The organism is Chromobacterium sphagni (assembly GCF_001855555.1).
Lineage (GTDB): Bacteria > Pseudomonadota > Gammaproteobacteria > Burkholderiales > Chromobacteriaceae > Chromobacterium > Chromobacterium sphagni.
Genome location: NZ_MKCT01000001.1, coordinates 125,894 through 139,777, shown reverse-complemented (window position 1 = coordinate 139,777; position 13,884 = coordinate 125,894). Strand labels below are relative to the sequence as shown.

Genomic DNA, 13,884 nt, shown 5'->3' with positions numbered 1-13,884 from the left:
CCGGCACTGTGGTTCCGCGGCGGCTCGCACGCCATGCATGGGATTAGCGGCCAGGGTTCAGGCCGGCGTCGTCACGCTTACTTCAGCTGCCAGTCGGTGACCTTTAGCACCGCCGCATCGGCGTTTTTCAGATCGGTTTCGCCCATGCCCAGCAAGGTGCTCCATTGCTTGACGCGGTTCTTGCCGTTGGGCGGCTGGTTGTAGTCGTTGGTGTCCACAATCTTGCTGCGCTGCGCATAGAAGCTGGTCATGAAGGTTTTTTCGTCGGAGCTGCTGCCGGAGCGGGACAACACGCCGGCCAGCGTGCCGGAGTCGCCGCTGGCACCTTGATTGAGCGCGGTGTCGACGAAGGAGCCTATCGTCAGCGCGGTGCTGAAGCCGCGCTGGCGGGCCTGCTGGATGCTGAATTTGATATAGACGTTGTAGAAGGTGTGCCACATCGCCTCGCGCCAGGCGGCGTTGCTCTGCAGCGCGCCTATCTTGCCGCAGAAGGTTTTCTTGTCGTCGCTGATCTTGAGGATGGCACCCTGCATCGAGCCGTGCGCGCCGGCGCGGTTCAGGCCGCCGATGATGGAAGGATTGGCGGCGCCGCTGGCGGCGTCGAACTCCTTGAATAGCGCCGGGCCGTCCGGGCCGCCGTCGTTGGGGCCGCCGGTAGTGGCGCCGAAGATGCCGATGGTGAAACCGCGCCTGTCGCCGATGTCCTCGCAATAGCCGTAGAACTTGGTCCAGTCCAGCGAATCCTGCTCCGGCTTGTTGATCAGCTTCATGATGTTGTCCCACTGCTCGCCGTCCAGACCGGTGTTGGTCTTGAGAAATTGCAGCGTGGCCGGCGAGAAGTTGGCGTCGTGGTCGGATGTCTTGGCGGCGGTTTTCGCCGCGGGCCGGCAACTGGCGCCGGCGATCCAGGGCTGGCCGCCATTGGCGGAGGCCCCGGCGGATGGGATATTGCCCTGGGTCCAGTAGGCGGCGGTGTAGTTGACGCCGTCGCGGCTGGCCGCGCCGCCGGCGGAGTAGGCCGTGGCGCGGTTCCAGGCGGGGCTACAACTCTCCATCCGGGCGGCCTGCCTGGCGGGAGCGCCCGCGCTGGAGCCTTGGGCGGAGGCCTGGCCTGCCAGGGCCAGTGCGCCAACAGCGGATAGGCAGGTCAACATGATCTTGGACATATTTCTTGCGGTTGCGTTTTCCAAAGTATTCTCCGAAACGGCTGAAGGGAAGTGTTTTCGAGGCTGAGCCCCGGGTGAGACAATTTCCGTTGCGACATCGGAACTGCGGATAAAGCGTGAAGCGCCGGAAATAAGCTGATGCAGGCAATATGAGGCATTTATATGTCAATTGAATTATTTGCGCAACTCGTCTGTACAACTGTTGCAAGAATATAACGGTTTGATTTGAAAAATACTTTCCTTGAATTGACTGACCGCTTCGTGCGGTCTGGTTGGCATTGGTCCAGAGCGCCGGTTTTCGCTGCAGATGGTTTGGCGTCGCGCCGGCTATATTGAACTGATGCATGCGTAATGTTTTGCGGCGGCATGGCGGCGCAGAAGCGCTGACAGAGTCTTTAATCGGGTGAACAGTTCATGAATGGCGCCAGGTGGACCGATACGGCGACGCCGGCTGGCCAAGGCGATGCCAGGCGTGTGGATAAGGCGAGGACGCCGGCATTGCATCCGGCCATGTCGCCGTCCCGGGCGATGCGGGTGGTAGCGGCGGAATGCCTGCGCCATCTGCAGGCCAATCTGCCGGGCGCGCGGCTCGGTGCGGACCGGGAATTTGTTCATCAGGCGCGGGTGGCGCTGCGCCGGCTGCGCTGCGCATGGAAGATATTGCCTCCCAGCACCAGGGCGCCGGCCAGGAGCGGCATCGCCGAAGATCTGAAGTGGCTGGCATCCGTGTTGGGCCAGGCGCGCGATCTGGATGTGCTGCTGGATGAAACCCTGCCGGCGATTGAGGCCGCGGCGGATGAGGCTATCGGTTTTGACGCGCTCCGGCGCGCATTGCGGCTGCGCGCCGATGTTTGTCGGCGGGAAGCGCGCGCGGCGTTGGACTCCGCTCGCTGCGCGGGGCTGCTGTCGTCCCTGCAGGCCTGGCTGGATGAAAAAGCAGAGGCTGAGGGCGATGGCCGACTGCTGCCGTTTGCCCAGCAGGTTTTGCGCGGGCAGCGGCGTCGGCTCTGCCGGCTGACGCGCGGCTGGAAAATATTGAATCCGGAACAGCGGCACGATCTGCGCAAAGAGGCCAAGACCCTGCGCTACGCGGCGGAGTTCTTTGCCTCTTTATACGGGGACGGCGAGGTGTCGCGTTATCTGTCCCGCTTGCAGCATGTGCAGCAGGGGCTGGGCGAAATGAACGATGGCGTGGCCGCCCGGCGTTTGCTGGCGCAGTGTCGGGCGGAGGGGGATGGCGAATTGGCGCGGGCGGCAGGCTTTGTCGATGGCTGGTTGGCCCATGCCGCGAGCCAGGCCAAGGGGCGGCTGGGACAGGCGCTGGAACGCCTGGAGCAAGCCGGCCGCTTTTGGTGAGGCCAGCGCTCAGGCGCGAGCGATGCTGGCTCCGCCATCCGCGAACAAGGCCGCGCCGATGGTCAAACCGGACAGATCGGCTGCCAGATACAGCGCCGATTTGGCAATCTCGGCCGAACTGGCCAGCCGTCTCAGCGCGTGCAGGTTTTCCACCCAGGCTCGCTGTTCCGGTGTTTGCATGCGGCTTGTCCCATCTCGGTGTCCGTGCCGCCGGGTAGCAGCGCGTTCACCCTCAATCCATGCGCGCCGTATTCCGCCGCCAGCGATCTGGCCAGGCCCACCAGCGCGGCATAGGCGGCCATGCCGGGCAGGCCTAGGGCGTGGCCGACAAATGATGAGGTGAAGATCAGCGAGGTGTTTTCTCGCTGCACCATGGCCGGGATCTGGTATTTGGCGCAGAGAAAGGCGCTGGTGAGATTACTGTCCAGCGTCTGCTGCCAGTCCGCCAGCGCGAGATCCGGCAGGCTGCCCAGCGCGCCGGCATTGTTGAAGGCGATGTCCAGTCCGCCAAAGCGACCAAGCGCCAGTGATACCGCCTCTTTGGCGCAACGCTCATCGCTGGCATCCGCTGCCAGTGCGATGGCGCTTCTCCCGCGGCGGAAATCTCGTCCACCAGGCTGTCCAGTAAAGCAGCGCGGCGCGCCACGCCACGGCGACAATGTTGGACCTTCGCTGGCGAACAGTTTGGCTGTGGCGCGGCCTATGCCGGAGCTGGCGCCGGTGATGATGGCGGTTTTGTGGTTCAGCAGGCCCATGTTTTGCACCCTTATATATGGTGTGGTCGAGCCGTCAGTGTCGGCGATGGCGGCTTGCCCGGCATTCCGATTCTTGCCGACCTGCGTGGTCGCGGTCCGGCTAGGCGCATTGGCTGCTTTGGATCCGGAGGCGTCGCGCCAAGCCTGATGGGGAGTGGCCGCACCTGTCTAAAAGACCCTTGCTGTCGTCCTGGCCGCCTCGCCGTTATGCGCACCTGCCCGCGGATCAGGTCTGAAGTGGAACGGCCGCCATCCCTAGGGACGGCGGCCGTGTGTTTTTCGGCGCAGCCGGACTCAGATTCAATCCTTGTGCGCGTGGTCGACCGGCTCCAGTACCGTCTCGCGGGCTTCCGGCAGCAAGTCCGGGTAATCGCGGCTGTAGTGCAGGCCACGGCTTTCTTTGCGCAGCAGCGCGGAGCGGACGATCAGCTCAGCGGTCTGCACCAAGTTGCGCAACTCGATCAGGTCGTTGCTGACATGGAAGTTGCTGTAGTACTCGTCGATTTCGCCTTTCAGCAAGTCGATCCGGTGCAGCGCGCGCTGCAGCCGCTTGTTGGTGCGGACGATGCCGACATAGTCCCACATGGCGCGGCGCAGTTCGTCCCAGTTGTGCGAGATCACCACCTCTTCGTCCGGGTCGGTGACGCGGCTGTCGTCCCAGGCAGGAATCGCCGGCAGCTTGATCTTGTCCGCCGCCAGGATGTCCGCCGCCGCCGCCTTGCCTATCACCAGGCATTCCAGCAGCGAATTGCTGGCCAGGCGGTTGGCGCCGTGCAGGCCGGTGCTGGCCACTTCGCCCACCGCGTAAAGTCCGGCCACGTCGGTGCGGCCGGCCAGGTCGGTGACGATGCCGCCGCAGGTGAAGTGCACCGCCGGCACTACCGGTATCGGCTGCTGGGTAATGTCTATCCCCAGCTCCAGGCAGTGGGCATAGATATTGGGGAAGTGATCCTTGATGAACTGCGCCGGCTTGTAGGAAATGTCCAGGTAGACACAGTCCAGGCCGTGTTTCTTCATTTCAAAGTCTATTGCGCGCGCCACCACGTCGCGAGGCGCCAGTTCCGCGCGCGGATCGTGTTGCGACATGAAGCGGGTGCCGTCCGGCAGCTTCAATATGCCGCCTTCGCCGCGCACCGCTTCGGAAATCAGGAAGGACTTGGAATGTGGGTGGTACAGGCAAGTGGGGTGGAACTGGATGAATTCCATATTCCCCACCTTGCAGCCGGCGCGCCAGCCCATGGCGACGCCGTCGCCGGTGGCGGTGTCCGGATTGGTGGTATATAGGTATACCTTGCCGGCGCCGCCGGAAGCCAGGATGGTGTGTTGGGCGGCGATGGTCACCACCTCGTCGCTGTTCTTGTCCAACGCGTATACGCCGTAAGCCTGCTTGCCCGGCTGGCCCAGCTTGGCCGAGGTGATCAGGTCTATCGCGATATGGTGTTCCAGCTCGGTGATGTTGGGATGGGCCTTGATCTTTTGTCCCAGGGTGCTTGTCACGGCGGCGCCGGTGGCGTCGGCGGCATGGATGATGCGGCGGTGGCTGTGGCCGCCTTCGCGCGTCAGGTGATAGCCGGTCTGGTGTTCGTCATCGCGGGTGAACGGCACGCCCAGCTTGATCAGCCAGTCGATCGCTTCTTTGGAGTGCTCGACGATGAAGCGGGTAGTGCCTTCGTTGCACAGTCCGGCGCCGGCGATCAGGGTATCGCGGATATGGTCTTCCACCGAGTCCTCGGTATCCAGCACCGCGGCGATGCCGCCTTGCGCATAAGTGGAATTGCCCTCCAGCAGATCGCGCTTGGTGATTAGCCCCACTTTGCGCTTTTCCGCCAGATGCAGCGCCAGCGTCATGCCGGCCAGACCACTGCCAATAATCAGAACATCAAACTTGAGCATATTTTAGAGTGTCCACGGCAGGCACCACGTGTGCCATATGCATGGGAGCGTAGCAGAATCGCCTGTTGGCGCGTAGCCATGGAGTTGTTTTCAGCGGGGTGTCGCAATGGACTGTGGCAAATTTCTTGCCGTATCGGACAGACTATGAAAATTCTTTCCAGCCCAGTTTCATTGCACATCAATGACTTGGGTGGGCGGGTGCCGGTTTTTTGCATTTCATCCGGCAAAAGGTGTTGACGAGGATAGGGCGCGGCGGTATAGTTCGCCTCCTCAGCTGACGCAGCGAACGAAACAAGCCGAACGAAACAGGTTCCGGCGGTGTTCGAAGCGGCCGGCACTGCTCTTTAACAGAACGAATAACCGATAGGTGTAAGTGCTTGGCGAAAGCCAAAAACTTGCACTGCAAGAGACAAGAAATACTTGTTTTATTTCTTTGAACTTGCGTGCCAGAAAATTTGCTATGAGATTGAACTGAAGAGTTTGATCCTGGCTCAGATTGAACGCTGGCGGCATGCTTTACACATGCAAGTCGAACGGTAACAGGGAGCTTGCTCCGCTGACGAGTGGCGAACGGGTGAGTAACGCATCGGAATGTACCGTGTAATGGGGGATAGCTCGGCGAAAGCCGGATTAATACCGCATACGCCCTGAGGGGGAAAGTGGGGGACCGTAAGGCCTCACGTTATACGAGCAGCCGATGTCTGATTAGCTAGTTGGTGAGGTAAGAGCTCACCAAGGCGACGATCAGTAGCGGGTCTGAGAGGATGATCCGCCACACTGGGACTGAGACACGGCCCAGACTCCTACGGGAGGCAGCAGTGGGGAATTTTGGACAATGGGCGCAAGCCTGATCCAGCCATGCCGCGTGTCTGAAGAAGGCCTTCGGGTTGTAAAGGACTTTTGTTCGGGAGGAAATTCCGCTGGTTAATACCTGGCGGGGATGACAGTACCGGAAGAATAAGCACCGGCTAACTACGTGCCAGCAGCCGCGGTAATACGTAGGGTGCAAGCGTTAATCGGAATTACTGGGCGTAAAGCGTGCGCAGGCGGTTTTGCAAGTCTGATGTGAAAGCCCCGGGCTCAACCTGGGAACGGCATTGGAGACTGCAAGACTAGAGTGCGTCAGAGGGGGGTAGAATTCCGCGTGTAGCAGTGAAATGCGTAGAGATGCGGAGGAATACCGATGGCGAAGGCAGCCCCCTGGGATGACACTGACGCTCATGCACGAAAGCGTGGGGAGCAAACAGGATTAGATACCCTGGTAGTCCACGCCCTAAACGATGTCAATTAGCTGTTGGGGGTTTGAATCCTTGGTAGCGTAGCTAACGCGTGAAATTGACCGCCTGGGGAGTACGGCCGCAAGGTTAAAACTCAAAGGAATTGACGGGGACCCGCACAAGCGGTGGATGATGTGGATTAATTCGATGCAACGCGAAAAACCTTACCTGCTCTTGACATGTACGGAACTTGCCAGAGATGGCTTGGTGCCCGAAAGGGAGCCGTAACACAGGTGCTGCATGGCTGTCGTCAGCTCGTGTCGTGAGATGTTGGGTTAAGTCCCGCAACGAGCGCAACCCTTGTCATTAGTTGCCATCATTAAGTTGGGCACTCTAATGAGACTGCCGGTGACAAACCGGAGGAAGGTGGGGATGACGTCAAGTCCTCATGGCCCTTATGAGCAGGGCTTCACACGTCATACAATGGTCGGTACAGAGGGTCGCTAAGCCGCGAGGTGGTGCCAATCTCATAAAACCGATCGTAGTCCGGATCGCACTCTGCAACTCGAGTGCGTGAAGTCGGAATCGCTAGTAATCGCAGATCAGCATGCTGCGGTGAATACGTTCCCGGGTCTTGTACACACCGCCCGTCACACCATGGGAGTGAGTTTCACCAGAAGTGGGTAGGCTAACCGCAAGGAGGCCGCTTACCACGGTGGGATTCATGACTGGGGTGAAGTCGTAACAAGGTAGCCGTAGGGGAACCTGCGGCTGGATCACCTCCTTTCTAGAGAAGGCGATCGTCAAGTACTTACAGCCTATCGGTTATTCTGTTAAGGGCAGCCAGCTCCTTGTGGGGCTGGCGTAGAAGTTTACTGGGTTTGTAGCTCAGCTGGTTAGAGCACTGTGTTGATAACGCAGGGGTCGTAGGTTCGAGTCCTACCAGACCCACCAGTTGGGGGATTAGCTCAGTTGGGAGAGCACCTGCTTTGCAAGCAGGGGGTCGTCGGTTCGATCCCGTCATCCTCCACCACAACTCAAACACAAGCGAACTCGGAAGAGTTTGGTTCTGTTTGCGTTGTAATTTTAACGCCCGATCTTTAACAAACTGAAGAAGCCGAATATATAAGACGGCGAAATGAAAGCGTAGAGTTAATTCTGTACGCGGACAAATCGTCATCTTGGGTATTTGATTGTATCTAAGGCTGCGTCGCCATATCAAAAGGGGCGGTGCAGTCGTCGCGCAAACACGCTCTGTCATGAAGTGACGTAGGTTACTGAAATGATAGGGTCAAGCGACTAAGTGCATCTGGTGGATGCCTTGGCGATCACAGGCGATGAAGGACGTGTAAGCCTGCGAAAAGCGCGGGGGAGCTGGCAATAGAGCTTTGATCCCGCGATATCCGAATGGGGAAACCCGGCCCTTAGGGGTCATCCCAGACTGAATACATAGGTCTGAGGAAGCGAACTCAGCGAACTGAAACATCTAAGTAGCTGAAGGAAAAGAAATCAACCGAGATTCCGTAAGTAGTGGCGAGCGAACGCGGAACAGCCTGTATGTGATAGAGATTGAGTTAGTGGAAGGTTCATGGAAAGGACCGCCGTAGTGGGTGATAGCCCCGTACACGAAAACGCATTCTTGGTACTAAGCATACGAAAAGTAGGGCGGGACACGCGAAATCCTGTTTGAAGATGGGGGGACCATCCTCCAAGGCTAAATACTCGTGATCGACCGATAGTGAACCAGTACCGTGAGGGAAAGGCGAAAAGAACCCCGGGAGGGGAGTGAAATAGAACCTGAAACCGGATGCATACAAACAGTGGGAGCGGACTTGTTCCGTGACTGCGTACCTTTTGTATAATGGGTCAGCGACTTACATTCAGTGGCAAGCTTAACCGAATAGGGGAGGCGTAGGGAAACCGAGTCCGAATAGGGCGAATCAGTCGCTGGGTGTAGACCCGAAACCGAGTGATCTATCCATGGCCAGGATGAAGGTGCGGTAACACGCACTGGAGGTCCGAACCCACTAGTGTTGCAAAACTAGGGGATGAGCTGTGGATAGGGGTGAAAGGCTAAACAAACTCGGAGATAGCTGGTTCTCCCCGAAAACTATTTAGGTAGTGCCTCATGTATCACTTCCGGGGGTAAAGCACTGTTATGGCTAGGGGGTCATTGCGATTTACCAAACCATGGCAAACTCTGAATACCGGAAAGTGCCAGCATGGGAGACAGACAGTGGGTGCTAACGTCCATTGTCAAGAGGGAAACAACCCAGACCGCCAGCTAAGGTCCCAAATGATCAGTTAAGTGGTAAACGAAGTGGGAAGGCATAGACAGCCAGGATGTTGGCTTAGAAGCAGCCATCATTTAAAGAAAGCGTAATAGCTCACTGGTCGAGTCGTCCTGCGCGGAAGATGTAACGGGGCTCAAACTGATAACCGAAGCTGCGGATGGGCACAGTCAAATGTGTCCGTGGTAGGGGAGCGTTCTGTAGGTCTGTGAAGGTGTGTCGAGAGGCATGCTGGAGATATCAGAAGTGCGAATGCTGACATGAGTAGCGATAAAGCGGGTGAAAAGCCCGCTCGCCGAAAGCCCAAGGTTTCCTACGCAACGTTCATCGGCGTAGGGTGAGTCGGCCCCTAAGGCGAGGCTGAAAAGCGTAGTCGATGGGAAACGGGTTAAAATTCCCGTACTTTTGTGTAGTGCGATGTGGGGACGGAGAAGGTTAGGTCAGCAGACTGTTGGAATAGTCTGTTCAAGCCGGTAGGTGTGAAGAGTAGGCAAATCCGCTCTTCTTTAACACCGAGACGTGATAACGAGGGTCTACGGACCTGAAGTGACTGATACCACGCTTCCAGGAAAAGCCACTAAGCTTCAGCTACACAAGAACCGTACCGCAAACCGACACAGGTGGGCAGGATGAGAATTCTAAGGCGCTTGAGAGAACTCAGGAGAAGGAACTCGGCAAATTGATACCGTAACTTCGGGAGAAGGTATGCCTGTTGTGGTGTAAGACTTCGCGTCTGAAGCTATGACAGGTCGCAGAGAATCGGTGGCTGCGACTGTTTAACAAAAACACAGCACTGTGCCAACACGAAAGTGGACGTATACGGTGTGACGCCTGCCCGGTGCCGGAAGGTTAAGTGATGGGGTGCAAGCTCTTGATCGAAGCCCCGGTAAACGGCGGCCGTAACTATAACGGTCCTAAGGTAGCGAAATTCCTTGTCGGGTAAGTTCCGACCCGCACGAATGGCGTAACGATGGCCACACTGTCTCCTCCTGAGACTCAGCGAAGTTGAAGTGTTTGTGAAGATGCAATCTACCCGCTGCTAGACGGAAAGACCCCGTGAACCTTTACTGTAGCTTTGCATTGGACTTTGAAGTGGTTTGTGTAGGATAGGTGGGAGGCTATGAAGCCTGGACGCTAGTTCAGGTGGAGCCAACCTTGAAATACCACCCTGACCCCTTTGAGGTTCTAACCTTGGTCCGTGATCCGGATTGGGGACAGTGCATGGTAGGCAGTTTGACTGGGGCGGTCTCCTCCCAAAGTGTAACGGAGGAGTTCGAAGGTTACCTAGGTACGGTCGGAAATCGTGCTGATAGTGCAATGGCAAAAGGTAGCTTAACTGCGAGACCGACAAGTCGAGCAGGTGCGAAAGCAGGACATAGTGATCCGGTGGTTCTGTATGGAAGGGCCATCGCTCAACGGATAAAAGGTACTCCGGGGATAACAGGCTGATACCGCCCAAGAGTTCACATCGACGGCGGTGTTTGGCACCTCGATGTCGGCTCATCACATCCTGGGGCTGTAGCCGGTCCCAAGGGTATGGCTGTTCGCCATTTAAAGTGGTACGTGAGCTGGGTTCAAAACGTCGTGAGACAGTTTGGTCCCTATCTGCAGTGGGCGTTGGAAGTTTGACGGGGGCTGCTCCTAGTACGAGAGGACCGGAGTGGACGAACCTCTGGTGTACCGGTTGTCACGCCAGTGGCATCGCCGGGTAGCTAAGTTCGGAAGAGATAACCGCTGAAAGCATCTAAGCGGGAAACTCGCCTGAAGATGAGACTTCCCTGGAGGCTAGACCTCCCTGAAGAGTCGTTCGAGACCAGGACGTTGATAGGTCGGGTGTGGAAGCGCTGTGAGGCGTGAAGCTAACCGATACTAATTGCTCGTGAGGCTTGATCCTATCATTTGAGTGGCTTGGGAAACTGAGTGACGAAGATGGAGTGTGAGTGCGACACAATTGAGTACCCGAAAAAATATTCAGAACGCGTTGAGAGACGAGTTCAGGCTTCTTGAGTTTGTACCAGTTTATGTCTGGTGGCCATAGCGAGGTGGTCCCACGCCTTCCCATCCCGAACAGGACCGTGAAACGCCTTAGCGCCGATGATAGTGTGGCATTCGCCATGTGAAAGTAGGACACCGCCAGACGCCCGATAGCGGAACCCCAGCTCAATGAGCTGGGGTTTTTGCGTTTGGCGCGCCGGATGAGTTTGTTGAAACCCCATGGACCGATTCTATGGGGTTTTTTCGTTTCAGTCGGTAGTCGTATCATGATGGTTTGTCATGGGAGACGATGATGTCTGATCGATTATTGAGAGTGGGGCTGCTGGGCTTTGGCTATGCGGGGGCGACATTTCATGCGCCACTGCTGGTCGCGACACCTGGCGTCAAGTTGATGGCAGTGGCCTCGAGCAGGCCTGAACTGGTCCGGAGCGCCTTGTCGGAGGTTCGGGTTTTTCCATCGCCGGAGGAGCTGTTGACCGGCTCGGATGTGGATCTGGTCGTGATCGCCACGCCAAACGACAGTCATTTTCCATTGGCTCGGGCGGCGCTGTTGGCCGGCAAACATGTTGTGGTGGACAAGCCGTTCACCGTGCGGGCGGATGAGGCGGGTCAGTTGGCTGCGCAGGCCGAGCAAGCCGGCTTGCTGCTGTCGGTGTTTCATAATCGCCGTTGGGATGCCGATTTCCTCACGGTGCAAAAGTTGTTGGCGGAGGGCGCGTTGGGACGGGTGACGCATTTCGAGTCGCATTTCGACCGCTACCGGCCCCAGGTACGCGAACGTTGGCGCGAGTCGGCCCAGGCTGGCGCCGGCTTGTGGTATGACCTGGGGCCGCATTTGCTGGATCAGGCGCTGCGACTTTTTGGCGCCCCGCTGGCCATGATGCTGGAGCGAGCGGCATTGCGCGACGGCGCGCAAGCCGACGATTGGTTTCATGCCCAATTGCGCTATGCCGACAAGCGGGTGATTCTGCATGCCAGCGCTTTGGTGGCGGATGCCGGCCCGCGTTTCGCGATTCACGGCACCGGCGGCAGCTTCACCAAATACGGACTGGATCCGCAGGAAGACGCGTTGAAGGCCGGTGGCCGGCCAGGTCAGGCGGAATGGGGGCGGGATGCCACGCCCGGACGCTTGCTGCTCGCCGGAAGCGAGCCGGTGGAGTATCCCGGAGAGACTGGAGATTACACCTGCTACTATGCCGGAGTGCGCGATGCGATCCTGGATGGCGCCGCCAATCCGGTGGCGGCGCGAGAGGCCTGGCAGGTGATGGTTTTACTGGAACTTGGACTGGAAAGCGCTGCCCAACAGTCCTGGAAGACCGTGATGCAGCCTTTGGCCTAGCCTTTGCTCTTGTCTTTGCCGCGGCAGCTTTTTCCGTTGCCGTCCGCTTCGGGCGAGGCTTGCTGCGCAGGGGCGATTTCGGTCAGCAGTTGCTCCAGCAGCTTGCTGCGCGAGCTGATGTGGTGGTCGAAGCGCCAGTCTTTCAGCAGGTCTATGGCGACATCAAAGTAGCGCATGTCGATGTCGTACAGTTGGCTCAGATCGAAAGAGCGGCCCATCTCCAGCGAGGAGGCCAATTCCTTCAGTACCTGCATCTGCTGCGGGTCATGGCCTTCTTCGATGAAGCGGCGGATTTTTTTGGCGGCGTTCATATGCGGTCCTGTGTGCTTGGCTATTGGGCATGTCCAATGGTTGGCAATGCATCCGTTATGATGGGCGGCGACGTCGGCTGCGTCAATTTTCCTTTCATGCTCTTCATTGCCGCTTTGCGAACGGAATAACTGCGGCAAAGCGGCATATCCGTCTGGCAATTCTGCGTATTGAGCCGGATTTCCATCTGGAATATGTTGAGTCAGCTCAATATAAATCAGTAATTTGTCGTTGCATGTTGTCATTCTTCGTGTTTTTCAAGGAGTGTTCTCTATGAAGCCGGAAGAAGTGCGTCGTCGTGCCTTTGCCATGCCCTTGACCAGCCCGGCCTTTCCGCCGGGGCCTTACCGCTTCTGCGATCGGGAATATATGGTCATTACCTATCGTACCGATCCCGAAGCCATCCAGGCGATATTGCCGGAGCCGCTGCAGGCGGATGGGGCGATCGTGAAGTATGAGTTCATCCGCATGCCCGATTCGACTGGTTTCGGCGACTACTCCGAGAGCGGCCAAGTGATTCCGGTGACCTTCCATGGCACGCGTGGCAGCTATGTCCATTCGATGTACCTGGATGATTTGCCGCCGATTGCCGGCGGGAGGGAGCTGTGGGGGTTTCCGAAGAAGGCCGGCAAGCCGCGGCTGGAGGTGCAGCGCGACACCTTGATCGGCAGCCTGGATTTCGGGCCGCTGCGCATCGCCACCGGCACCATGGGCTACAAGTATGAGACGCTGGATCATGCGGCATTGCAAACCAGCATGGCAGAGCCCAATTTCCTATTGAAGATCATTCCCCATGTGGATGGCACGCCGCGGATCTGCGAGCTGGTGCGTTATTACACCAGCGATGTCACCATCAAGGGCGCATGGAGCTCTCCCGGCGCGCTGGAGCTACATCCGCACGCATTGGCGCCGGTGGCGCAGCTGCCGGTGCTGGAGGTGCTGTCGGCGCATCATTTCATTTGCGACCTGACGCTGGATCTGGGATCGGTGGCATTCGACTATCTGCAGCAATAGCCGATGCCGGGGTGGATGGTGCCATGTAAATAAATGTGAATAATCGCTAACATTTAGATACAGACGAACTGGCGGGGCAGCCTTTATGCTCTGGCTTCAACTTTCAGGCGAGTGTACGAAATGAAGTCGAGCATTCTGATGTTTGTCATCGGGCTGGCGCTGTCTGCTGGGGCCGCCCTTGCGGATACCACCACTAATACCATCGTCGGAGGCGCGCTGGGCGGTGCGGCTGGCGCGGCGATTGGCCATTCGGTAGGAGGCCGCGATGGCGCGATCATCGGCGGTGCGCTCGGCGGCGGCGCCGGCGCTGCCATCGGCAATGGTTATGGCAAGTCCGACCGGCGCGAAGCAGCCAGCGATAGGCGCGCTTATCGCTGCAAGCACAGGCATCGCCGCCGGCATTGCCGATAAGCGCTTGCCGCCTCAGTCCGTCCCCCTTTGAAAAACGCCCGGTTTCCGGGCGTTTTTTGCACGGATGTACTAGTAATAGTACTGATGCGGATCATTGTTTTATCGTCCGCCCATGGGGGTGGAGCATGCCGTCATCCG

7 protein-coding genes, 2 tRNA genes, 3 rRNA genes and 1 pseudogene are annotated in these 13,884 nt (G+C 58.2%); 9 read left to right on the top strand and 4 right to left on the bottom strand.

Going from position 1 to position 13,884, the window contains the following annotated elements:
• Positions 1 to 77: 77 nt before the first annotated feature.
• Positions 78 to 1,166, bottom strand: a complete 1,089-nt coding sequence (locus tag BI344_RS00645) for a chitosanase (RefSeq protein WP_071111048.1) — start codon at positions 1,164 to 1,166, stop codon at positions 78 to 80.
• 510 nt (positions 1,167 to 1,676) lie between these two features.
• Here BI344_RS00645 and BI344_RS00640 point away from each other — a divergent pair.
• Complete coding sequence (locus tag BI344_RS00640; RefSeq protein WP_071111047.1) at positions 1,677 to 2,522, top strand: CHAD domain-containing protein; 846 nt, start codon at positions 1,677 to 1,679, stop codon at positions 2,520 to 2,522.
• Positions 2,523 to 2,531: 9 nt separating this feature from the next.
• Here BI344_RS00640 and BI344_RS00635 read toward each other — a convergent pair.
• A pseudogene (locus BI344_RS00635) lies at positions 2,532 to 3,277 on the bottom strand (SDR family oxidoreductase).
• Positions 3,278 to 3,577: 300 nt separating this feature from the next.
• Entirely contained in the window at positions 3,578 to 5,170 is a 1,593-nt protein-coding gene (gene nadB, locus BI344_RS00630) for an L-aspartate oxidase (RefSeq protein ID WP_071111046.1), read from the bottom strand.
• 468 nt (positions 5,171 to 5,638) lie between these two features.
• On the opposite strand from nadB, the gene BI344_RS00625 reads away from it, so the two are divergent.
• From BI344_RS00625 to BI344_RS00600, 6 genes are all read left to right on the top strand, one after another.
• Positions 5,639 to 7,174, top strand: a 16S ribosomal RNA gene (locus tag BI344_RS00625).
• A gap of 90 nt (positions 7,175 to 7,264) precedes the next feature.
• Positions 7,265 to 7,341 (top strand) — tRNA-Ile (locus BI344_RS00620).
• Positions 7,342 to 7,344: 3 nt separating this feature from the next.
• Positions 7,345 to 7,420 (top strand) — tRNA-Ala (locus BI344_RS00615).
• 256 nt (positions 7,421 to 7,676) lie between these two features.
• Positions 7,677 to 10,572 (top strand): 23S ribosomal RNA (locus BI344_RS00610).
• 130 nt (positions 10,573 to 10,702) lie between these two features.
• Positions 10,703 to 10,817, top strand: a 5S ribosomal RNA gene (rrf, locus tag BI344_RS00605).
• Together the 16S, 23S and 5S rRNA genes with 2 tRNA genes alongside form the textbook arrangement of a ribosomal RNA operon.
• A gap of 145 nt (positions 10,818 to 10,962) precedes the next feature.
• A complete protein-coding gene (locus BI344_RS00600) occupies positions 10,963 to 12,012 on the top strand; it encodes an oxidoreductase (protein ID WP_420912596.1) in 1,050 nt (349 codons plus the stop codon).
• On the opposite strand, the gene BI344_RS23535 is transcribed toward BI344_RS00600, so the two are convergent.
• On the bottom strand, positions 12,009 to 12,566 hold the full coding sequence (locus BI344_RS23535; protein WP_139166835.1) for a hypothetical protein: 558 nt from the start codon (positions 12,564 to 12,566) through the stop codon (positions 12,009 to 12,011). The two genes, BI344_RS00600 and BI344_RS23535, sit on opposite strands and share 4 nt — an antisense overlap.
• Before the next feature lie 28 nt (positions 12,567 to 12,594).
• On the opposite strand from BI344_RS23535, the gene BI344_RS00590 reads away from it, so the two are divergent.
• Both BI344_RS00590 and BI344_RS00585 read left to right on the top strand, forming a co-directional pair.
• A complete protein-coding gene (locus BI344_RS00590) occupies positions 12,595 to 13,335 on the top strand; it encodes an acetoacetate decarboxylase (protein ID WP_071111043.1) in 741 nt (246 codons plus the stop codon).
• Positions 13,336 to 13,455: 120 nt separating this feature from the next.
• Positions 13,456 to 13,746, top strand: a complete 291-nt coding sequence (locus BI344_RS00585; protein WP_071111042.1) for a glycine zipper domain-containing protein — start codon at positions 13,456 to 13,458, stop codon at positions 13,744 to 13,746.
• Positions 13,747 to 13,884: the final 138 nt, after the last annotated feature.